This is a genomic window from Thermoactinomyces daqus (genome assembly GCF_000763315.1).
Classification (GTDB): domain Bacteria; phylum Bacillota; class Bacilli; order Thermoactinomycetales; family Thermoactinomycetaceae; genus Thermoactinomyces_A; species Thermoactinomyces_A daqus.
On record NZ_JPST01000021.1, the window covers coordinates 47,020 to 67,896 of the forward strand.

The 20,877-nt window shown below is 49.7% G+C and carries 17 protein-coding genes and 3 pseudogenes; 16 read left to right on the forward strand and 4 right to left on the reverse strand.

Annotated features, from left to right (window positions below; all coding sequences use genetic code 11):
- The first annotated feature begins 48 nt into the window (after positions 1–48).
- Positions 49–2,022 (forward strand): peptidoglycan D,D-transpeptidase FtsI family protein, encoded by a 1,974-nt coding sequence (locus JG50_RS0110185; RefSeq protein WP_052154186.1) that lies wholly within the window; start codon positions 49–51, stop codon positions 2,020–2,022.
- A 300-nt stretch (positions 2,023–2,322) separates the two neighbouring features.
- On the opposite strand, the gene JG50_RS20990 is transcribed toward JG50_RS0110185, so the two are convergent.
- A complete protein-coding gene (locus JG50_RS20990; RefSeq protein WP_033101018.1) occupies positions 2,323–2,667 on the reverse strand; it encodes a hypothetical protein in 345 nt (114 codons plus the stop codon).
- 92 nt (positions 2,668–2,759) lie between these two features.
- Between JG50_RS20990 and asd the strand changes: the two genes are divergently transcribed.
- From asd to JG50_RS0110205, 3 genes are all read left to right on the forward strand, one after another.
- Positions 2,760–3,650, forward strand: coding sequence for an archaetidylserine decarboxylase (gene asd / locus JG50_RS0110195; protein ID WP_052154187.1), 891 nt, complete (start codon positions 2,760–2,762; stop codon positions 3,648–3,650).
- Complete coding sequence (locus JG50_RS0110200; RefSeq protein ID WP_033101019.1) at positions 3,622–4,227, forward strand: rhomboid family intramembrane serine protease; 606 nt, start codon at positions 3,622–3,624, stop codon at positions 4,225–4,227. The genes asd and JG50_RS0110200 overlap by 29 nt, the downstream gene beginning before the upstream one ends.
- Positions 4,228–4,344: 117 nt before the next feature.
- A complete protein-coding gene (locus tag JG50_RS0110205) occupies positions 4,345–5,586 on the forward strand; it encodes an MFS transporter (protein WP_052154188.1) in 1,242 nt (413 codons plus the stop codon).
- A 47-nt stretch (positions 5,587–5,633) separates the two neighbouring features.
- Here the strand turns inward: JG50_RS0110205 and JG50_RS0110210 are convergent, their stop codons facing one another.
- Entirely contained in the window at positions 5,634–5,960 is a 327-nt protein-coding gene (locus JG50_RS0110210; protein ID WP_033101020.1) for a DUF4870 domain-containing protein, read from the reverse strand.
- Between the two features lie 110 nt (positions 5,961–6,070).
- On the opposite strand from JG50_RS0110210, the gene JG50_RS0110215 reads away from it, so the two are divergent.
- Entirely contained in the window at positions 6,071–6,553 is a 483-nt protein-coding gene (locus JG50_RS0110215; RefSeq protein ID WP_052154189.1) for a gamma-glutamylcyclotransferase family protein, read from the forward strand.
- Positions 6,554–6,570: 17 nt separating this feature from the next.
- A pseudogene (locus tag JG50_RS18220) lies at positions 6,571–7,979 on the forward strand (aldehyde dehydrogenase).
- A 47-nt stretch (positions 7,980–8,026) separates the two neighbouring features.
- On the opposite strand, the gene JG50_RS0110225 reads toward JG50_RS18220, so the two are convergent.
- Positions 8,027–8,869 carry a sulfurtransferase gene (locus JG50_RS0110225; RefSeq protein ID WP_033101168.1) on the reverse strand — a complete coding sequence of 281 codons (843 nt, stop codon included), beginning with the start codon at positions 8,867–8,869 and terminating at the stop codon, positions 8,027–8,029.
- A gap of 154 nt (positions 8,870–9,023) precedes the next feature.
- On the opposite strand from JG50_RS0110225, the gene JG50_RS0110230 reads away from it, so the two are divergent.
- The 6 genes and pseudogenes from JG50_RS0110230 (at position 9,024) to JG50_RS0110255 (ending at position 16,620) form a co-directional block, all read left to right on the forward strand.
- The gene (locus JG50_RS0110230; protein WP_160173848.1) at positions 9,024–10,253 is read left to right on the forward strand and encodes a DUF2339 domain-containing protein; all 1,230 of its coding nucleotides are present in this window, start codon (positions 9,024–9,026) and stop codon (positions 10,251–10,253) included.
- Positions 10,250–11,248 carry a UDP-glucose 4-epimerase GalE gene (gene galE, locus JG50_RS0110235; RefSeq protein ID WP_033101022.1) on the forward strand — a complete coding sequence of 333 codons (999 nt, stop codon included), beginning with the start codon at positions 10,250–10,252 and terminating at the stop codon, positions 11,246–11,248. Before JG50_RS0110230 ends, galE begins: the two co-directional genes overlap by 4 nt.
- A 406-nt stretch (positions 11,249–11,654) precedes the next feature.
- Positions 11,655–12,836: a glycosyltransferase 87 family protein gene (locus JG50_RS0110240; RefSeq protein WP_160173849.1), complete on the forward strand. Its 1,182-nt coding sequence runs from the start codon at positions 11,655–11,657 to the stop codon at positions 12,834–12,836.
- A gap of 451 nt (positions 12,837–13,287) precedes the next feature.
- Positions 13,288–13,629 (forward strand): annotated as a pseudogene (locus JG50_RS21090) (toprim domain-containing protein); the annotation flags it as partial.
- 162 nt (positions 13,630–13,791) lie between these two features.
- Positions 13,792–15,443 (forward strand): annotated as a pseudogene (gene topB, locus JG50_RS18225) (DNA topoisomerase III).
- Between the two features lie 124 nt (positions 15,444–15,567).
- Positions 15,568–16,620, forward strand: a complete 1,053-nt coding sequence (locus tag JG50_RS0110255; RefSeq protein ID WP_033101024.1) for a coiled-coil domain-containing protein — start codon at positions 15,568–15,570, stop codon at positions 16,618–16,620.
- Between the two features lie 51 nt (positions 16,621–16,671).
- On the opposite strand, the gene JG50_RS0110260 is transcribed toward JG50_RS0110255, so the two are convergent.
- Positions 16,672–17,295: a hypothetical protein gene (locus tag JG50_RS0110260; RefSeq protein WP_033101025.1), complete on the reverse strand. Its 624-nt coding sequence runs from the start codon at positions 17,293–17,295 to the stop codon at positions 16,672–16,674.
- Between the two features lie 560 nt (positions 17,296–17,855).
- Here JG50_RS0110260 and JG50_RS0110265 point away from each other — a divergent pair.
- Genes JG50_RS0110265 through JG50_RS0110280 form a run of 4 tightly spaced genes read left to right on the forward strand, consistent with a single transcriptional unit; the run spans position 17,856 to position 20,742 of the window.
- The gene (locus tag JG50_RS0110265) at positions 17,856–18,473 is read left to right on the forward strand and encodes a TetR/AcrR family transcriptional regulator (protein ID WP_033101026.1); all 618 of its coding nucleotides are present in this window, start codon (positions 17,856–17,858) and stop codon (positions 18,471–18,473) included.
- Positions 18,466–19,320: an ABC transporter ATP-binding protein gene (locus JG50_RS0110270; protein WP_033101027.1), complete on the forward strand. Its 855-nt coding sequence runs from the start codon at positions 18,466–18,468 to the stop codon at positions 19,318–19,320. The genes JG50_RS0110265 and JG50_RS0110270 overlap by 8 nt, the downstream gene beginning before the upstream one ends.
- Positions 19,317–20,069, forward strand: a complete 753-nt coding sequence (locus JG50_RS0110275) for a fluoroquinolone export ABC transporter permease subunit (RefSeq protein WP_052154190.1) — start codon at positions 19,317–19,319, stop codon at positions 20,067–20,069. Before JG50_RS0110270 ends, JG50_RS0110275 begins: the two co-directional genes overlap by 4 nt.
- Entirely contained in the window at positions 20,017–20,742 is a 726-nt protein-coding gene (locus JG50_RS0110280; RefSeq protein ID WP_033101028.1) for a hypothetical protein, read from the forward strand. Before JG50_RS0110275 ends, JG50_RS0110280 begins: the two co-directional genes overlap by 53 nt.
- Positions 20,743–20,877 lie beyond the last annotated feature (135 nt).

The following is a 20,877-nucleotide window of genomic DNA, read 5'->3' on the forward strand; positions in this document are numbered from 1 at the left end:
ACTCGTATCTAAATTAAGCATTAGACAAATGAAGGGTTGATCATTGCAATGAAGAAATTAAAGCAAAGATCAGCTTTAAATGGGCTGTTTTCACAGCGCTTGCAAAGTTTATGGTTGATCGTCGTCTTGCTTTTTGTCATCCTTACCCTGCGCCTGAGCTGGATTCAACTCGGGTCAGGAGAAAAGTACAACCAGTTGGCTGTGGAAAATAACTTCAAACAGATTCCCATCGTGGCTCCGCGGGGAAAAATGTATGACCGGTCAGGCAAGCTTCTGGTCGGAAACCAGTCGCTCTATTCCGCCATTTATCTGGAACCGGACAGCAGCCCCGAAGAAAAAATGGCCACGGCGAAACATCTGGCCCAAACGCTGCACATGCCGCTCGCCGATGTCTTAAGTGCAATGGATATCGGCCGGGATGCTCACGGCAAGCATGTGATGCGGAAACAGCCGCCGTATTATCCGAAAAAAATCAAGGACCGGCTCACTTCCGAAGAGGTGGTCAAAATCTCGGAGAATCCGGATCTGTTCCCCGGAGTCAATATCTTCACCGAGCCGCTTCGCCAATACCGAAACGATACCTTTGCTGTACAGACGATCGGGTATGTACGCCCCTACGCCGGCGCGAAAGAAACGATGGACAAATACAAACAAGCGGATGGCAAGTCAAATCAAGGCGGGTATGTGGACTGGGAACAGGTCGGGGTAGACGGTCTGGAGTACAGTTACCAAGATGTATTGCGCGGGCAAAACGGCTATCGTCTGGTCCGGGTCAATTCGACCGGCAAACTGGTCGATGTGCTGAAAGAGGTAGAACCGAAGCCGGGAGACAATCTTTATCTGACCCTGGATGAGAAAATGCAACTGGGGGCGGAGAAGTTCATCGCCGACCAACTGAAGAAACTGCAAACGTCTGGTGGTTCAAACCGGGCTCCGTACGCCAAAAATGCCTACGCTGTCGCAATGGAAGTCAAGACCGGGAAAATCCGCGCCATGGTCAGTTACCCTGATTACGACCCCAACATATGGAATGATCGGGTAACGGAAAAAGATTACCGCAATCTCAGCTATGTGATCCGGAATGGCACTATCCGCGAGGCACCGTATGATGCGCGTAATTCCAGTCATCCGGATAAAGAGTATGCCAAACATCCGTTATCGGTTCTTCCTTTGGGTTCAACCTTTAAACCGCTGATGGTGCTGATGGGGCTGTCGAAGGGATTGATTTCCCCGGAAACCGTATGGCGGGATGCCGTTTCATTTTATTACGCTAAGGCGACGCCGCCGATTCATAATTCGGGCGGCCACGATTACGGATATCTCACACCGGAAAAAGCGTTGCAAAAATCCTCAAATACCTTTATGGCCTGGTTGGGAACCCGGTGGTACAAACGGGATGGAATGAAGGTGATTCAGGAGTTTCGCAACTTTACACATCAATTTGGCTTGGGGGTTAAAACAGGTGTTCCTCTCCCAGGAGAGCAGGACGGTTCGGAAGACTACCTGCTCACGGCCAAAAAATATTCGGGTTTGGGCGCGATGGCTTTGGCTTCATTTGGTCAAGCCCAGCGCTATACGACGATGCAGTTGGCCCAATATACGGCAACCCTGGCGAATAAAGGAGAGCGGCTTCAGCCTCAGCTGGTGGATAAAATTGTCAACCCCAATACCCATGAAGAGAAAGTGATCAAACCGAAGGTGTTGAATAAGGTTAACATCAAGCCGGAGGATTACAATACCGTCTTAAAAGGGATGATGGATGTCACGCATGCCGGAGGTACGGCTGCCGGATTGTTTGATGATCTGCCGTTTGAAGTTGCCGCCAAAACGGGAACTTCAGAGCAGGACATTCCCGGCAGAGGAAGAGTGAACAACTCGGTCTTCATCGCTTTTGCTCCGGCAAAGGATCCGAAAATCGCGGTGGCGGTTGTTGTCCCGGAAGGCGGATACGGAGCCACTGCAGCCGGACCGATCGCCAAGTATCTGATCACTTCCTATTACGAACAATTTATGAAAAAATAAGCGGGGTGTATGGGAAGAAGAGACTTCGCCTGTTTCCCCGTTCGGGACTTACTTTTTAACGGTGATGAATGTCGATTGACACATTTGCTTTGGTCAACCTGGGAGAAATGAAACGGATGGGCTTTTAAATTGAGGAACAACCGGCAATTTCGGAGCAAAGACGGAAAATACGCGGTGTTTATTTGCCGCAGAGATACTTGCATTCGTGCCAAAAAGAGCAAATGGAACGGTGCCAACAAGCAGAAATAAGTCCCATCTACCTGAGCAGATGGGACTTATCTGTAAAGAAGTGATACGCAATTATTGTTTGTTTTTTTGAGCCATGGATTGGCTGTTTTGTTGGCGAACTTGTTGTGCGCTAGTTTCGGAAGCGAATTCGTTTTTGTAAGCAGCTGCTTTGGTGTTTTGTCCGGCAGCGGAAGCGAATTCGTTTTGGAAACCTTTGTTTGCAGCGCTTGCGCTTGCTCCGGCAGCGGAAGCAAACTCATTTTGGAAACCCTTGTTTGCAGCACCTGCAGCACTTGCGCTCGTACCGGCAGCGGAAGCAAACTCATTTTTATAGCTTTGATATCCACCCGGGCTTTGTTTGGATGCCTGGTTTTGGGCACGAACTTGTTGTGCATTGGTTTTGCTTTGTTGATCCATTCGTATCACCTCCTGTTAGATAGAGTGCCCGGGGGCAGGTGATTTATTTCTCCCTTTTTTTGCCAAGCTCATCAAAACCAAAGGAGGCTTTTATGAAGCAAACGGTATCAACGATGTTTTGGCGGTGCTTACCGAAAAAAGCAATATCCCGGCTGATGGGGAAGTTTGCCCGGCATCCGCTCAGCCGCCATCTCATACCTGTCTACATCCGTTATTTTGATATTGATCTCGAGCCGGTTCGCAAACCGTTGCATGAATTCCAAAACCTGCTTGATTTTTTTGTCAGGGAACTGACACCTGAAGCCAGGCCGATTGCCGCAGGGGATGACGTGATCGTGAGCCCTGTTGACGGAACCGTTTCCCAGGCCGGGCAGATTGAGAAAGGCACTCTGATTCAGGCGAAAGGGGTAGACTATTCGCTTGATCAGCTTTTGAATGATCACCCTTCCTTCGTCCGCAAATTGCAAGGGGGACAGTTTCTTACCATCTATTTAAGTCCGCGCGATTACCACCGGATTCATATGCCGGTTGAAGGTGTCATTCGTGAATGCTCCTATATTCCGGGGGAATTATATCCGGTGAATGAAACAGGAGTCAACCTGTTTCCGGGTCTGTTTACGATCAATGAACGAATCGTTTCTTACATAGAAACCCAATTCGGCTGGATGGCGCTTGTCAAGGTTGGCGCAACCAACGTCGGCAGCATCAAGGTGGAATATGATGACAATATCGTCACCAACCCCGATTGCAAGTGCGCGGCTTTCCACAAGTGTTATCAGTCACCGCAAGTGCTGGACAAAGGAGCGGAATTGGGCCGGTTTGAATTTGGCTCCACCGTCATTCTGCTGTTTGAACCAAAGAGCATCAAATGGATGATTTCGCCTGAGCCGGGAATCAAATTAAAGATGGGACAGGCCATTGCAGAAGCGGTCAAAAAAAAGGAGGACGACCGGGATGCTTCGCCACACGTTGATTCCCCTTAAGCGCTTTCCGCAGGTTTTCCCCGTTGTGACCAGCATCATCCTTGTTCAAACCATTGTTTTTGTCATGATCCTCCTGTCAGGAAAAGCGAACGATCCCTCGACCTGGGGACGATACGGGGCTTTTGTCGGTTGGCGGATTGATGAAGGGGAATATTGGCGGTTAATTTTTTCACTGTTTGTTCATGTGGATTTCATGCAGTTGTTCGTGGTTGCGCTCTCCATATACATATTGGCTCCGCAGTTGGAATGGTTTTTTGGAAAGCTGCCCTTCTTGTTTCTTTTTTTGGTGACGGGTTTCTTTGGAAATCTGGGCGTTTATCTGATGGGAACCGAAGGGGTTTACACCGGCGCTTTTGAATCGATATACGGCCTTGTCGGTGTTTATCTTTTTTTGTATATCCGCGGGATGATTCATCCGCTCCTCGGCAGGGGATTGCTCGTCATCTTGATCATCAATCTGGTCTTCGATTATCATTTTCTGTTTGCCCATATCCTCGCCCTTTTAAGCGGGTTTGTGTTTGCCGCGATCTTTATTCAATATAAGCAGATGAAAGAAAATCAAGATTCCGAGCAGTAAAAAAGACGGCCGGCATGATGGTGGTGAAAACCGGACATGCCTGGCCGTCATCCGCTTTTACAAAAAAAGTGCATGGTGCAGGAGAGTTCTTGGTTAAGCTAAGACTGGTGAGAGACAATGCACATCTTTGGTAGAACTGACCGGCTTGATCGGGAAGCTTGGTTGCTTTTGCTCATGAGTGGTCTGTTTGCCATCGCATCCGCTCTGTCCAGTTCGTTTGTCAATATTTATTTATGGAAACTAAAAAACGACTGGATTCTGATCAGTTGGTTCAATACCATTCATTATGGCTCAGCCGCTACCACTTTTGTGTTGGCCGGCTGGATGACCAAGCATATCGAGCGGGTGATTGCAATTCGCTTGGGAGTAGCCGGTTTGTCAGTTTTTTATCTGTCTGTCTTATGGTTGGGCACGAAAGCCGTCGATTATATATTCTGGCTGGGAATTCTGATGGGAGTGGGATCGGGGTTTTTCTGGCTGGCGTTTAATGTTCTCTATTTTGAAATCACCGACCGGAAGAATCGGGATGTGTTTAACGGAGTCAATGGTTTTCTCACATCGGTTGCCGGGATCGTGGCCCCGTTTATTTCCGGTTACATCATCAGCCATATGGGGAAGTTTGCGGGTTACCGCATCATTTTTGCGGTTTCGCTAGCCATCTTCATCAGTGCCGTGATGGTCAGCTTTTTTTTTAAATCCCGCCGCACCCGCGGGGAGTATCAGTTGCTTCCCGTTCTGAAACTGGCCGGGACGCGGGGCAGCAATTGGTACTGGGTGAGTTTGGCCATGGCGGCGCAAGGGTTGCGCGAAGGCATTTTCACCTTTTTGATCAGTTTGCTCGTTTTTGTGGTGACGAAAAATGAATGGGAATTGGGCGGTTTTTTTACGGTACAATCGGCGGTTTCCTGTCTTGGATTTTTTATTGTCAGCCGTTATATGAAACCGGCCCTTCGTTACCGTTTTCTCCTGATCGGGGCGGCGATGATGGGGATTCTCATCCTTCCCCTCGTCGTCTCTCTCAGCAGTGGATCCCTGTGGATTTTGGGGGTCGGCGCTGCCTTTTTCTATCCTTTTTATGCGGCTCCGCTCATGGCCTCCGTCTTTGATGTGATCGGTGCCACGGAGAGAGCGGCGCGGCGGCGGATTGAATGTGTGGTTTCACGGGAATTGGCCCTGAATCTTGGCCGGATCACGGGGATTCTCTTTTTTATCTGGTGGATGAGTACCTTCCCCAATCTTTTTCAGATTCGCTGGTTTGTGCTGATCATCGGATTTACGCAATTGTTGGCCTGGCTGGCCATCCGGCATGTACCTGTCGGAACGGGGGAAATGGTAAAGAAGGTTGCCGGCCGTCCCTGAAGGCGGTGGAAGCATGCGGGCACCCATTTGGGAATGCCCGCTTTTTTCTAATGGCGATGCACGATTCCGCTTGTGACGGGGTAGTGGTAAAGTTGCCCGCCGATCGTGCGAATGACGGCCATGATGGTTGCGCAGAAGGCAAAGAGCGAGATGAGGGGAATCAGCAAAAATCCGATCAGCACCAGCGTCAGAACCGCGCTCACCGCCACGGCGACCAGTGAGAACAGATGAAATGCGAACGCTTCTTTGGCGTGGTGCTGCACAAAAGGCGAATTTTTTTTCGCCATCATCAAGATGACAGGAAGCAGAAAAGGAAAGAAGAAAAGGCTGGCATGGCATAAAACCGCAAAAATTTTATCTTCCGTTGTAACCATTTGATTCACCTTTCGAATGAAATGAATTAAAATTCAAAATATAGGGTTCGCCTTTTAATCTTCTCTTAAATTTAAACGATGATGGTTTGTTTTACAAGGGAGGAATTCAGGTGATTTATTACTTTGCCTATGGTTCGTGCATGGACGAGCAGAGCTTTGCCCAAACGGTCGGAAAGGATCATTATGAAGTGGCGGGAGCAGCAGTCCTGAAGGATTATCAGCTGGTCTTTAGTGCATTCAGCAAGAAACGGAATGGAGGGGTGGCCGATCTGGTTTTTGCGCCGGGCGAAGAGGTGGAAGGCGTCTTATATCGGATCACGCCTGAAGCATTGGAACCGTTGGATGAGCGGGAGGGGGTTCCGAGCGGCAAATATAAGCGAATGGATGTCCACGTTTGCTTTCAGGAGCAGCTGGTTCGCGCAATGACCTATACGATTGTGAACAAAGAACAGGAAGAGATCAAGCCGAGCAAAGAATATTTGCAGCTGATTTACAACGGAGCGTCCCGCTTTCTCAGCGACGCCTACCGGACGAGATTGGCGGGGGAATGGTCGAGCAAATTCGGCATTTCCGATTTTTTGCAGGAAACATAGTTCCGGTTTGCGTTTGCATGGTTGGAGAGAATTCGGAATGGGAAGGAGTACGGCCAGTGGATCATTTGCGGGAGCTGCTTGCCAAACAGAAGGCTTTTTTTCACGAAGGGAAGACAAGAGAGACACCGGTTCGTTATGAACGACTCCGCCTCTTGCGTGATGCGATTCGCCGCTATGAACCGGATATTATCACCGCACTGAGAAAAGACCTGAATAAGTCCGAGTATGAAACCTATTTGACGGAATTGGGCGTCATCTATGAAGAAATCAAGTATGTGATGAAACATCTGAAAACGTGGACGAAGCCGAAACGGGTCAAAACTCCTTTGATGCTGTTCGGTTCCAGAAGCTATATCTGTCCCGAACCGTACGGGGTCAGCCTGATCATTTCTCCTTGGAATTACCCGTTTCAACTTACGGTTTCCCCGCTGATCGGTGCCATCGCTGCCGGCAACTGTGTCGTGCTGAAGCCTTCCGAGCTGGCGCCGCATACCGCCAAAGTGATAAACCAGATGCTGACAGGCATTTTTGAGAGCGAGTTCGTCGCAGTCGTGGAAGGTGGCGTTGAGACCAGTTCGGCATTGTTGGATCTGCCGTTTGACCATATCTTTTTTACGGGCAGTACCCGTGTGGGGAAAATCGTGATGGAAAAAGCGGCCCGATCGCTCACTCCGTTCACCTTGGAACTGGGTGGAAAAAGCCCGGTCATCGTCACGGAGGACGCCCATATTGATCTGGCGGCGCGACGGCTGGTGTGGGGGAAATTCATCAACGCAGGGCAAACCTGTGTCGCGCCGGATTTTCTCTATGTTCATGAAAAAGTGAAAGAAGCGTTGATAATTCGGATGAAAACGGAAATTTCCCGTGCTTTCGGCGAAAACCCCCTGGTCAACCCCAATTATACGCGCATTGTCAATGAGCAGCATTTTGCCCGTCTGTCCGGCTTCCTGAACGACGGGAAAGTGATTTATGGCGGGCAAAAGGATGAAGAGAAACTTTTGATCGCCCCTACTTTACTGGACGAAGTCACATGGGAGATGCCGGTGATGCAGGAAGAAATTTTCGGCCGATTTTGCCTGTTTTTTCATATCAGGAGATTGACGAGGTTATTCAGGTGATTCGTGAGAAGCCGAAACCCCTGGCTTTATATCTCTTTACGGAAAACAGGGAAACCGGGAAAAAAGTGATCGAATCCGTTTCGTTCGGCGGAGGGGCGATTAACGATACACTGGTTCATCTGGCAACGCCGTACCTGCCGTTTGGTGGCGTGGGCCCGAGCGGAATCGGAAGCTATCACGGCAAATTCAGTTTTGATTGTTTTTCGCACCAAAAGGGCATTGTAAAACAATCGACGAAAATCGATTTCCCGTTTCGTTACCACTTCAGCCAAAGCGGCTTGAAGTTGCTGAAAAAGATGATGAAGTAAAAAAGGGGCAATGATCATGCCCCTTCTTGGCGTTTTCATTGGCTGCCTCAACCGTTGCCTTTTTCCGGCCCTGTCGCAATCGGATTTTCTTTATGGGAAATCCAGTCGCTCCAGCTCCCCGGATAGAGTTTCACCCGCGTAAATCCGGCTTCTTTCAGTGCGAGCACATTGGGCGTGGCTGTTACACCGGAACCGCAGTAAACAATCATTTCCTTATCCTTGGGCAAAGAGGAAAAATGATGTTTCAGTTCCTCTTTGCTTTTCCATTGCCCGTCCGGACGCAAAACATCTTTCCAGAAGAAGTTTACGGCCCCGGGAATATGGCCGGCGACGGGATCAATCGGTTCCTCCAGACCGAGATAGCGGTTAAGTTCCCGCGAGTCGATCAGCAGAGTATCTTGACGGTTCATTTTTTGTTTTACCTCGTCCTGATCCGCAGCCATTTCCGCTATGATGTGCGGTTTAAAGCTGCGCGGTGTGGGGGAGGGAACCTCGGCGGTAACGGGGTAACCGCGTTCTTTCCACAGCTGAAACGTGCCATTCATCACACTGACCTTCGGATGGCCCAGATATGTCAGAAGCCACCAACAGCGGGCAGCCATACATCCTCCCTGATCATCATAGGCGATGACATGAATGTTCTCGTCCACTCCGATCGCGCTCAGAGTCTTGGCCAGGTCTTCGGGGTCCGGCAAGGGATGGCGTCCTCCGTGCTGTTGGATTTTGCCGGACAGATCCTTTTCCAGATCAAAGGCACCCGGCAAATGCTCCTGCCGGTAAGCCTTTTCTCCCGCTTCCGGACTGCCGAGCGTAAACCGGCAATCAACGAGCAAAACCCGGGGGTCGTTCAGGTGTTCATGCACCCAGCTCATCTCAACCAAATTCATGATCTTTCCTCCTTCGCTCTCCTCTGAATATTGTAACAAAAAGCACTCGCGAGCCCTGGCTGGAAAAATTCAAATGAAAAGGAAATAGTTTACCCAGAAAATTCGTAAATCAATTATAATAGGATAAATGTTGATGAAAAAGGGGGTAAGACAACGCTTGAATTTTTTCATATTGCTTCTTCTGTCGGCCGGATGGATTTATTTGTTTCTCACCGTCAACGAGCTGAAAAAACGGGTGATACGGATTGAGAAACAGATGAAGCCGCAAGCGGAGCCGGCCGAAGCTTCACAACCGGCTGCGAAACCGGAAAAACCGATGCCCGGCCAGCCCGTCGCAGCCAAACCGGGTATTCCCGTTCCGGACAAACCGTCTGTTCCGGTTCAGTCTGTGCCGAAAAAAGAAGCAAAAGCGAAGAAGCCGAGCCGTCCGAAGCGAAACAGGAAAGAATGGGAGTATCTGATCGGCGGGCGCTGGCTCAACCGAATTGGAGCCGTCGCTTTGGTCATCGGCCTGGTCTTTTTTGTGAAGTACGCTTTTGATCATCATTGGGTAAACGAAATCGTTCGCGTCCTCATGGGGGGAGCCTTCGGAATTTTGCTCCTGGCAGGCGGGCGCCATTATTATCGGAAGCAGTTGCCCATTTTCGCCCAGGGGCTGATCGGGGCAGGCACTGCCACCTTATATGCTTCCGTCTATGCCGCTTTTGATTTTTATCATTTTTTGTCATTCGGCATGGCGATTCTCCTCATGTCGCTGGTAACCATGTTGGCGTTATGGCAGGCACTCGTTTATGATTCACTGGCCATTTCCCTGCTCGGTTGGATCGGGGCCTTTATCACCCTGCCGGTGTTGGGAGCTGATCCTGGCAATCAAGTGGGCCTGTTTACTTATCTGGTGTTTGTCGCCCTGGGCATGGTATTAATCAGTTTGAAAAAAAGGAATTGGACCATTTTATATCATCTGACACTTTATGCGATCTATGTCTGCTGTTTTGCTCTGATGACGTCAAGCTCCCATTCATGGCATCTGTTATATTTAACGGCCTTCTGGCTGATCTTTTACCTGTACGAGCTGGCAGTGGCGCGCAAGCCGGGGGTCTGGCCCGCCGCCCATTTGGTGACCGCCAGCTTTAACGCCTTTTTCATGCTTCTCGGCCTCCTTATACTGCCGCTTCATCATGCGGTATGGACAGGAGAGAAAGTCTATCTGTTCAGTGTGGCCTATTTGCTGCCGCTGGCCTGGCTCAAATGGAAGCGGCGGGAACGGGAGTTTTCCAAGACAGAGCGAAACCGTTACGGTTTTACTTTTCTTTTTCTCGGAGAGCCGTTTCTCTCCTATCTGGAGGACGTCTTGAAAAGGGAAATGGAGGGAGAGGTGTTACGATGAAATCCGTTTTGGTGACAGGGGGAGCCGGTTACATCGGCAGCCACACTGTTCGGGAATTGAAAAAGCGCCGGATCCATGTGGTCGTGCTGGACAACTTGTCCACCGGACACCGTGAGGCGGTGCAAACCCCTTATTTTTATGAAGGGGATATTGCTGATGAATCGTTAGTAAAAGAGATTGTGCAAAAGCATCGGATCGATGCCGTGATCCATTTTGCCGCCAAAAGTCTTATCTCTGAATCGGTCAAAAAGCCGGACCTGTATTTCAGGGAAAATACGATGAAATCCTGTTCCTTTTTCGAAACGGTCATCCGCGAAGGAGTCCGGAACATTGTTTTCTCCTCGACGGCAGCGGTTTACGGATCGGCTCACTCCGCCCCGATCAGGGAAGATGACTCTTTGCGGCCTGTCAATCCCTATGGGCAATCCAAGTTGAAAACGGAAAAATATTTGCAATGGGCTGGGGCGAACCGAGGCGTAAAATGGGTCGCCCTGCGTTATTTCAATGCGGCCGGTGCTGCGCTCGACGGGGCGATCGGGGAAGATCATCAGCCGGAGAGCCATCTGATCCCCCTTGTCCTTCAAACCGCACTTGGACAGCGTGAGTCGGTCGCCATCTACGGTGATGATTATCCGACTCCTGACGGAACCTGCATCCGCGACTACATCCATGTTCTCGATCTGGCGGTAGCTCACATTTTGGCTCTTCAGGCGCTTGGTGAAGGCCATCTCCCGCAAAATTGCTATAACGTGGGAACCGGGTCGGGCTATTCCGTCCGTGAGATCATCGACATGGCCGGACGCGTTACCGGAAAGGCGATCCGCAGCACGATCGCTCCCCGCCGGGAAGGAGATCCGCCTATGCTTGTGGCCGACAGCAAGGCCTTACGGGAGCACTTGGGCTGGAAACCTCAATACAGCGATTTGCAGACGATCATAATGAGTGCGTGGAAATGGCATCAAACCCATCCATTTGGCTTTGAAAAAAGGGGATGAAAATCGCGGTGTTTCGTCATAAGTTGCGAATCGGCTTGTTCCTGATCCTGGCCGCATCGATTTTGTTATGTGCCTTCTCCGTATGGAAAGCCCGTGGCGATGCCTCTCAGTCCAATGATCTGCCTCCGGCTGGCCACGCGGGCTGGCACAAACATTCAGGCCACCGGATGCATCAGGCGCACCCGGGCCAAAAGATTCCCGCCAGTCATCCGATGTGGAGAAACGGTGGCAATCCATCACCGGACGGAAAACATTTTTTTGGCAACTTTCGCGGGGCGAATTCCGATCAACGGAAAGAACTTGTGTTTTTCTTTACAGCCTTTTGTTTCTCGGCGCTTTTGCCTTTGCTTGCGATCGTGTTTTCTGCAAAAAGGGAAAGATTGCGCCTCAGCAGCAGAAGGCCTTGTTGTGGAGCTTGTTGGGAGCCGGCTTGTGCTTGAGGGTGGCTCTCGCTCCATGGGTCGGGGGGCAATCGTTTGATCTCAATCTCTTCAAAAGTTGGGCCTTGGCCGCAGCCGAAAACTTCAGTGGATTTTATCTTCATGGTTCCAGCGATTACCCACCCTTGTACATTTACATTTTGTATCTGGTTGGCAAGGCAGTCTCGCTTCCGGCGTTGGGTTCCTATTTTACCCTGTTGATCAAGCTGCCGTCCATCGCGGCCGATTTGCTCACCGCTGCTCTCCTTTACCGGCTGGCCGCCAAGCATCTTTCGGTGGAGACCGACCTTCTGCTGTCGGCGTTTTATCTTTTTAGTCCGGCAGTATTCATCAACTCCACTTTTTGGGGGCAGGTCGATTCCTTCTTCACATGGGTTGTAGTCGTGGCGGTATGGTTGCTGACGGAGAAAAGGGTGTACGGCTCGGCAGCGCTTTTTGCCGCAGCCGTCCTGATGAAACCGCAAGGGATCATCTTTTTGCCTGTTCTGTTATTTGAGCTGGTGCGGCTGAAGAGTGTCAAGCGTTTTTTCATTGCCGCATTTACTGCATTGGCCACGGCTCTGGTCATCATCCTGCCCTTTTCCTTCCGGCAAAGTCCGCTTTGGATTGTCAAACTGTTCGCCGGGACCATCGGGGAATATCCGTATGCCTCAGTCAATGCTTATAACTTCTTCAGTCTGATCGGGGCCAATTACAAGCCGGATACAACCGTGATGTTGTTTTTCAGTTACTATACCTGGGGGATGATTTTCATTGTCCTCATTACCCTTTTCACCGGGTTTCTCTATTACAGAGGACGCAGCGCCAAGCATGCTTTCCTGGCGGCGCTGATTCAGATTGCCGGTGTCTTCACCTTTTCCGTCAGTATGCATGAAAGGTATCTGTTCCCCGCAGTGGCCCTGTCCTTGCTGGCATTTATCTTTCTTAAGGACAAAAGGTTGCTTTGGCTGTCCGTCGGATTGAGTGCCACCAGTTTTATCAACACCGCCACCGTTTTGTACGGCATGACCCGCGGAGGAGTCCCTTATAATGTTCCCATGTTTCTCACCTCGCTTCTGAATGTTGTTCTCTTCATTTTCCTAGCGAAGGCAGGCTGGGATCTGGCAGCGGGAACGAACAAGAAAGAGGATGCTTTGCGCACAAAATGAGGATCTTCATTTTCTCTGATCCATTGCGGCCTTCGTCTGAGATCGAATCGGACACCGCTTTGAGGCACTTGAAATAAAATCCTCAGCAAAAAACGCCGAAAACGCTATTTTAAGGAAGCGATTCGGCGTTTAAATACATCGCTTCTTCACCGTTATTTGCATACTCCGGACAGACTGCCAGCCATCTTCACATCCTTTTGCCATGCTTTCTCTCTCCCTTGATTTTCGGGTGGTGCATACTATTTGCTTCATGCTGAGTGAAACAAGTTTTGAGCTTTGGACAACTTTGTGTGATTCCGCGGCACCGGACTTTTCCTCCTGCATTCAATCGTCCTGTAGTCTCCTCACAGGCAGGGGGATGGTGCCTGAGATCATCTTCGCCCTTGATCTGCGGGGAAATAGGGTTAAGATAGAAGTATGTACTGCGGATGTTGGGTGAGAGGATGTTACGATGAGCAAAACAGTGGTATTGGCAGAAAAGCCCTCCGTGGGCAGAGATATAGCGAAAGTGCTGGGTTGTCACAAACAGGGAAATGGCTATATGGAAGGGGATCAATATGTGGTGACGTGGGCGTTCGGCCATCTGGTCACGTTGGCAGACCCGGAAGCCTATGGAGAGAAATACAAGACTTGGCGGTTGGAAGACCTGCCTCTTCTCCCGGACCGTATGAAGCTGGTGGTGATCAAAAAGACGGCCCGGCAGTTCCAGCAGGTGAAAAATTTGATGTCACGACCGGATGTGAAGCGGATCGTCATCGCCACCGACGCCGGACGCGAAGGGGAGCTGGTGGCCCGATGGATCATCGAAAAAGCCAGGATCAAGAAGCCGGTGAAGCGCCTCTGGATTTCCTCGGTGACGGACAAAGCGATCAAGGAAGGATTTCGGCAGCTGCGAGACGGCAAACAGTACGAAAACTTGTATGCCTCAGCCGTGGCGCGGGCGGAAGCCGACTGGATGGTGGGCATCAACGCGTCGCGGGCTTTGACGTGCAAACATAATGCCAGCCTTTCCTGCGGCCGGGTGCAAACGCCCACCCTGGCGATGATTGCTGCAAGGGAAGAGGAGATCCGGAATTTTCAGCCGAGAGCCTTCTACGGGTTGGAGGCGGTCACGGCCAATGGCCTGAAGTTGGTCTGGCAGGACGGCAAAACCAAAGACTGGCGAAGTTTTGCCAAAGAGAAATGCGAGCGTCTACTTTCCCGGTTAACGGGGCAAGAAGCGATCGTCACCGAAATGATTTGACGGAATTACAGCGGGAGGCAAACCAGCGCTTCGGTTTTTCCGCGAAAGAAACACTGTCCGTCCTGCAAGGGTTGTATGAAAATCATAAGGTGTTGACTTATCCGCGAACCGATTCCCGTTATCTTTCCACCGATATCGTCGACACTCTGAAGGACCGGCTGGAGGCTTGCGGGGTCGGCCCGTACCGCAAGCTGGCCCACCAGGCTTCCCGATCGCTGAAGCCAAACAAACGCTTCGTGGATAACAGCAAGGTTTCCGACCATCATGCGATTATTCCGACCGAAGAACCGGTCTTTTTGGACAAACTGAGCGCCAAGGAGAAAAAGATTTACGACCTCGTCGTCAAACGTTTCCTTGCCGTGATGTTTCCGCCCTTTGAGTATGAGCAGACCACCGTTCAGACAAATATCGGCGGCGAGACCTTCATTGCCCGCGGAAAAGTGATCCGGGCGCAGGGATGGAAACAAGTTTACGGTGACCAGTGGCAGGAGGAGGAGCAAACCGAAGGGATGCCGGAGCAGATTCTGCCCGAAATCAAGGAAGGAGATCGTCTGGCGATCCGGTCTGTCAAATTGACCCGGGGAGAGACCAAACCGCCGGAACCGTTCACGGAAGGAAGCTTGATCGCCGCCATGGAGAATCCCGGAAAATATATGGGAAATCAGCGGAAAGATTTGCTCAGGACGCTGGGGGAAACGGGCGGGCTGGGAACGGTGGCCACCCGCGCGGACATTATTGAGAAGCTGTTTGACAGTTTCCTGATCGAGAAGAAAGGCAAGCATATTGCCATCACATCCAAGGGAAAACAGCTGCTCGACCTGGTTCCTGAGGAGCTGAAGTCGCCCGCTTTGACCGCCGAATGGGAGCAGAAGCTGGGCGCCATTGCCAAAGGGAAATTAAACAAGGAATCCTTCCTTGCCGAAATGAGAGAATATGCGCAGGCGGTTGTCCGGGAGATCAAAGAGAGCGAAAAAAACTTTAAACACGATAACCTCACAACCAGCCGCTGCCCTGATTGCGGCAAACGGCTGTTGGAAGTCAGCAGCAAAAAAGGGAGAATGCTCGTTTGCCAGGATCGCGCTTGCGGTTACCGCAAAGGAATTGCCCGCGTGACCAATGCGCGCTGTCCGGAATGCCGGAAAAAGCTGGAGCTGCGCGGAGAAGGGGATGGGCGGATTTTTGTGTGTGCTTGCGGCTACCGCGAAAAATACGCTTCCTTCCAGGAACGCAAAAGCAAGGAAAAAAAGAGCATGGTTTCGCGAAAAGAGATTTCCAGGTATCTGAAACAGCAGGAACGGCAGAAGGATGAGGGAAATCCCGCGTTGAAAGAAGCATTGGCCAAATGGTTTCAGCAGAATGAGTGAAGAATTTATGCCTTCTCAAGTGATCGCTTGGGAAGGCATTTTTTTAAGACAAAAAGATTTACAAACGTCTGTTCGTATGGTATCATAATTTTGACAACAAGAATTCACAAAAAGGAGAGCGAAGATGGCCAAAATAACAGAGAGAAGCACCAAGGCAACCATTTTGGCAGCACTTCGGGAAGCGGAAAAAAGAATCGCTGAACTGGAAAAAGGGAAACTGGACCCTGTAAGTGAAACTCAGGCGAAAAAAACGGCAGAAACCATCAAAAAAGCGGACAATCTCATGGAAGAGAACATCGACGTCAAAATTATGGACTTGTCCAAATCGGTCACCCGATTGCTGAGTAAAATCAGCGAGGACATTCTCGAGCAGACGCAAAACCTGAAAACGGTAAAAGAAGCCATTTCCATGAAAGAAGCTGAATTGAAGGAACTGTACGGGATTGAAAAACAGGCCCATACCCTGGCTGCACTGGTCAACGCCCATCAGGAACTGAAGTTGTCGCAAGAAAAAGAGTTGGCAGAAGAGAAAGAAAAAGCTTCCTACGAACTGGCCGAGATCCTCAAACAAATCGAAACAGCTCGCAAAGAGCATGAATCGCTCCTCAAGGAACAAAAAGAGAAACTGGCGCAATTGAAAAAAAGGGAAGAAGAAGAGTTTAAATACGAGTTCGCCAGACATAAAAAACAAGCGCACGACCAACTGGAAGACGAATTGGCCAGCAAGCGGAAAACGTTTGAAGCGGAATTGGAAAAAAGGAAAAAAGAGTTGGATACATATAAGAAATCGCTCGACGAGCGCGAAGAAAAAATTCAAAAACGGGAAGAAAAAATGGAGGAGCTGGAAGCTGAAGTAGCCTCCATCCCAGACAAAATCGCCCAAGTGAAAAAAGAGGCCAAGGAAAAGGCAGATGCGGAAATGAAGAAAGTCTTGGCCATTCGCGAAGCGGCGTTCAAAAAAGAAGTGGAAGCGGACAAACGGATTCTGGAAAAGGAACGGGACAACCTCAAAAATCAATTGCAAATGGCCAACGAAACGATCGCCACATTGCAGGCGAAGCTGGATGAAGCATACAAACGAATTCAGGAGATGGGGATTCAGATGGTGTCCAGCTCCAATGAATCCAAAACCTTTGATAAAATCGCAGCTTTGGTGTCGGAGAAAAACAGCAAATAAGTTTGGAAGAAAGAGGGAGTTCAAGGCTTCCTCTTTTTTTGTCCCCCTTCTTCATTGATACATGGAGAAGATGATCTTTTCTTCCCTGTCCGACAAATCAAACTTGATATGTTTAATCTTGTCTTCATCCAAAGGTTCTTTTTGAATCGGGATCCTGTATTTCAGCAGTTGATGATAAACCCGGTTCAGTCCGTTTACATCCGTGGCTAATACACTTCTCATGCCCACTGTGCACATTTCCCCGTCATGAAAGTGAAGATCAAAATAGACATGGGGATGTCCCTTGTCCAGGGATGTGTCCAGAACGGCATACTTGATGTCATTCCATCGATAGGCTTTTCCGTCCAATACGATTCGATCCTCCTTCAGATACGGACCATCGGCAAATGTAGAGTGGTAGTAAAACACAAGCAACAGGATGAAGACAAGGCAACCGATACAAAATTTACGCGCCTTCAGCAGGGAGCCGATAAATGTAAGTACAATGGTCAAGCCGATGAATATTATCGGAATCACATCGGGTTCGTAAATCCAAATGTGGTTTTTCGGGGCGTAAGTGAGCTTCGGCCAGGCGTATAAACCGGCTCCGACCCCGAGCGCCAGGAGGAAGACCAGAATCGCTTTTAAATTCGTCAGATCCTCTTTTTCAGGTGGATCGCTGTTCATGTGTGTCATTTTTTAGATCCTCCCATAACTTATTTACAAATTTCGAAATCGCTTTTTGCAAGGAGGAAAACCCTTTTTTCAAACAGCCCCTTTTGTTTTGTCAACAATTTGGCATAAGTGAATGAGGAAATTTAGGCTTCGATATAAGACTCCTTTTCACATTTGTTAATCAAACAATCAAGTTCTCCTGCTTTTCTTTATTCATTTCTATTAAAAAATCCTGGTTGTTTCAAGGATGAGTGATGTGAGTCCAAGCGCAATAAAGCAGTAACATCAGGGAGGTTTGTGATCCTTCTTTAATATTTAGAAAAAATAACCGGACCTTTTCTGGACAAGTGTAACCGGTGTTTCTGTAGTTTACGGTCCAATTTGTGACAAGTGAAGCGATCCTGATCCCCTTTCCGTCATGCATCGCTCTCTCAATCCTGTCCAATGATCCGGCAGCCTTTTTAATTTAATCTCCTTGCCTTCCTGGTCACCAAGCGATATAATGCAGTTAAATCATGAACAAATAATAATTTTGTTCATATGTTCATAAAAAGGGGATAAACCATAAGAGAGGAATGACCATGCGCGGATTCAGTGAAGCGGAAAAAGAACAAATCAGACAAAAACTGTTCGAAGTGGGGTGTGAGCTCTTCGGGACCTATGGCCTGAAAAAAACGGGTATCCGGGAAATCGCCCGGGCGGTGGGGATTTCACAGGGGGCTTTTTATCTTTTCTTCCCTTCCAAAGAGGCATTATACTTCGCCATCCTTGAGCGAGAAGAGGAGAAGATCAAAACCAGGCTCTTGGAAACAGCGTTGAAAGAGGAGTCAAGTGGTTTTGAACGAGTGAAAAACCTGCTTTTGGAAGGATTGAAACTAGTTTATGAAAACAAGATTGTTCGCCGGCTCTACATGGAAAAGGAATATATGCCAAAATTCCCCCTTGAATTGTTGGAAAATCACAACAAACGGGATCTGTACGATTTGACGCCGCTGGTGGATGCGTGGGCACGGGAAGGAATCATCCGCCCGGAAAAGCCGGAATTGATCGCGGGGATGATTCGCGCGTTTTTCCTTCTTCCCATCCACCAGCGGGAAATCGGGAAGGACGTATTTTCCGAGACGATGGAAAAACTGGCGGAAAGCATCGCCTTATATCTGACCACCGGTGCAGAGAAAGGGGAGGCGCATCGTGATTGAAGTAAAGGGGCTCACTTACCGCTACCCAGGCACGGAAAAAACGGCACTCCGCGATGTGTCGTTCACCGTTTCCCGCGGGGAAATCTTCGGCTTCCTCGGCCCTTCCGGGGTGGGCAAAAGCACTTTGCAAAAGGTGATGATCGGCATTCTGAAAGATTATGCTGGCAGTGTAAAAGTGGAAGGGCAAGAGCTGCGCGAAACGGGTGCGGAATACCTTGAAAAGATCGGAGTGGCGTTTGAGACGCCCTATTTCTACCACAAATTCACCGCACTCGAAAACTTGCGTTTTTTTTCTTCCCTCTATCGAAATAAAACGCTTTCCCCGGTGGATTTGCTGAAACAAGTGGGCTTATCGGACGCTGTCCATCAACGCGTATCCAGCTTTTCCAAAGGGATGAAAACACGGCTCAATGTCTGCCGCGCTTTTCTGCATGATCCGGAATTGGTATTCCTGGATGAGCCGACATCCGGCTTGGATCCGGTCAGCACGGAAGCGGTAAAAAAGTTGATATTGGAGAAGAAAGCAGAGGGGAAAACCATTCTCCTCACCACCCACCATATGGCCATCGCTGAAGAACTGTGCGACCGAGTAGCCTTAATTGTGGACGGGAAGATCGCGTTAATTGATGCGCCGCGGGTGATGAAACTGAAGTACGGGCGCAAAATGGTGCGCGTCGAATACCGAGACGGGGATCGATTGCTGGCGCGGGAGTTTCCGCTGTCGGGTCTTGCCCAAAATGACGCCTTTCTCCGCCTGCTGTCCCATGACGGTTTGGAGACCATCCACACCCAAGAAACTACGCTTGAACGAATTTTTATCGCCGTCACGGGGAGGAAGTTGGCATGAGGTGGTCAAAGGCCTTGATCCAAGACGTTCGCTTCCAGTGGCGCCATGGTTTCTATGCCGTTTATGCCATCATCAGCACGCTGTATATCCTTTTCCTGCGCTTCGTTCCGGAAAAATACCAAGAAGATTTGACCATCACTATTTTGTATAGCGATCCTTCTTTTTTGGGGTTTTATTTCGTCGGAGGAATTGTGCTGTTGGAAAAAGTGCAAAAGATTTTGCAGCCGTTGTGGGTGACGCCGCTCCGCTTGTCAGAATATTTAAGCGCGAAATTGGTTTCACTGGCGTTTCTCTCCAGCTTGTCCAGTATGACCATTGCGATGGGGGTTCACGGCTTCAGCGGAAAAAGCCTTCTCATGGTCATTGGCATTTTCTTCAGTTCCATCTGTTTCACCTGCTGGGGCATGATACTGGTTGTGCATGTACAGACAATCAACGCTTTTCTTGTAGGTTCACAAGTTTTTTTGCTCCCGATCGCTCTCTGCTGGGATATTGGGGATTGGCGGGCGGGTTGTGGGCCGATATCTGGCCGGGAAGCGCCGCTTTCAGCCTCCTGGAATGGGCCCTGTCCAAGCCTTTCGTTTCTTTTCCGCTGCGTGATTTTCTTCTGCTCATCGCGTGGTGTGCAGTTTCATTCTATGGGGCGAAACGCTCGCTATTTCAAGCATTCACAAAAGAATGGGGAGGGGTGCGGGCATGACCCGATGGCTGTATCTTATTCTCGGGGATGTGCGGCGGTTGCGACATGATTGGGTTTTGCTGATGTCGTTCGCCTCCCCTCTTTTTCTCTTGATCTTCGTTTGGGTCGTCCTTCCTTGGATGGAATGGGGTGTTCAGCACGTATTCCATTTCTCCATCCGGCCCCATTTGGATTTCATTATGAGTTTTCTCGCACTCGTCACTCCGATGACGATCGGAATGCTGGCCGGTTTCCTGTTGCTGGATGACCGCGATGAGGGCATGTTGTTGGTGTTGGCGGTCACTCCAATGACGAAGAGGGGATATCTGGTGTATCGATTGGTTTTACCCGTTTTACTTGGTTTTTTCTTCACGGGGGCATTCATTCTGCTCGCAAACCTTGTCCAATTCGATTCCGCACGTTTGCTTCCCTCCCTCTTGATGTTGTCATTGGAAGCGCCGCTCGCCACATTGTTCCTGGGCGCCTGGGCGCAAAACAAAGTGGAGGGGTTGGCCATTTCCAAGTTGATGGGGCTTTCCTTTTTTGGGCCCGTCGCCGTGTGTTTTCTCCCGCCGCAGTGGCAATGGGCTGCGTGGTGGCTCCCCACTTACTGGGCCTCTGCAGCTTTTTTATCGGGATTGCCTGCGGGACAGCATTTTTTTGTTGCGCACGGGATGGGATTCGTGATCCATGGTTTGTGGATGTGGGTGGCTTATCGGATGTTCATTCGTCGAGTGGAATAGATTGGCCGGAAACTGTGAGGCGACTTAAGTAGTTCTCCGATTTGAGAATAGATAGCAGAATAAAATCCTTCAAATGGTCGATGGTTTGTTTCTCCAAAGGTGATAGATGATTTGACTATAAAGAAAAAAGCTGCC

Coding starts and splice junctions, on each gene's coding strand:
- JG50_RS0110280 (WP_033101028.1), top strand. CDS start 20,017: ATGACCCGATGGCTGTATCTTATTCTCGGGGATGTGCGGCGGTTGCGA.
- JG50_RS0110210 (WP_033101020.1), bottom strand. CDS start 5,960: ATGGTTACAACGGAAGATAAAATTTTTGCGGTTTTATGCCATGCCAGC.
- JG50_RS0110265 (WP_033101026.1), top strand. CDS start 17,856: ATGCGCGGATTCAGTGAAGCGGAAAAAGAACAAATCAGACAAAAACTG.
- JG50_RS0110275 (WP_052154190.1), top strand. CDS start 19,317: ATGAGGTGGTCAAAGGCCTTGATCCAAGACGTTCGCTTCCAGTGGCGC.
- asd (WP_052154187.1), top strand. CDS start 2,760: ATGAAGCAAACGGTATCAACGATGTTTTGGCGGTGCTTACCGAAAAAA.
- JG50_RS0110200 (WP_033101019.1), top strand. CDS start 3,622: ATGCTTCGCCACACGTTGATTCCCCTTAAGCGCTTTCCGCAGGTTTTC.
- JG50_RS0110255 (WP_033101024.1), top strand. CDS start 15,568: ATGGCCAAAATAACAGAGAGAAGCACCAAGGCAACCATTTTGGCAGCA.
- JG50_RS0110205 (WP_052154188.1), top strand. CDS start 4,345: ATGCACATCTTTGGTAGAACTGACCGGCTTGATCGGGAAGCTTGGTTG.
- galE (WP_033101022.1), top strand. CDS start 10,250: ATGAAATCCGTTTTGGTGACAGGGGGAGCCGGTTACATCGGCAGCCAC.
- JG50_RS20990 (WP_033101018.1), bottom strand. CDS start 2,667: ATGGATCAACAAAGCAAAACCAATGCACAACAAGTTCGTGCCCAAAAC.
- JG50_RS0110185 (WP_052154186.1), top strand. CDS start 49: ATGAAGAAATTAAAGCAAAGATCAGCTTTAAATGGGCTGTTTTCACAG.
- JG50_RS0110260 (WP_033101025.1), bottom strand. CDS start 17,295: ATGACACACATGAACAGCGATCCACCTGAAAAAGAGGATCTGACGAAT.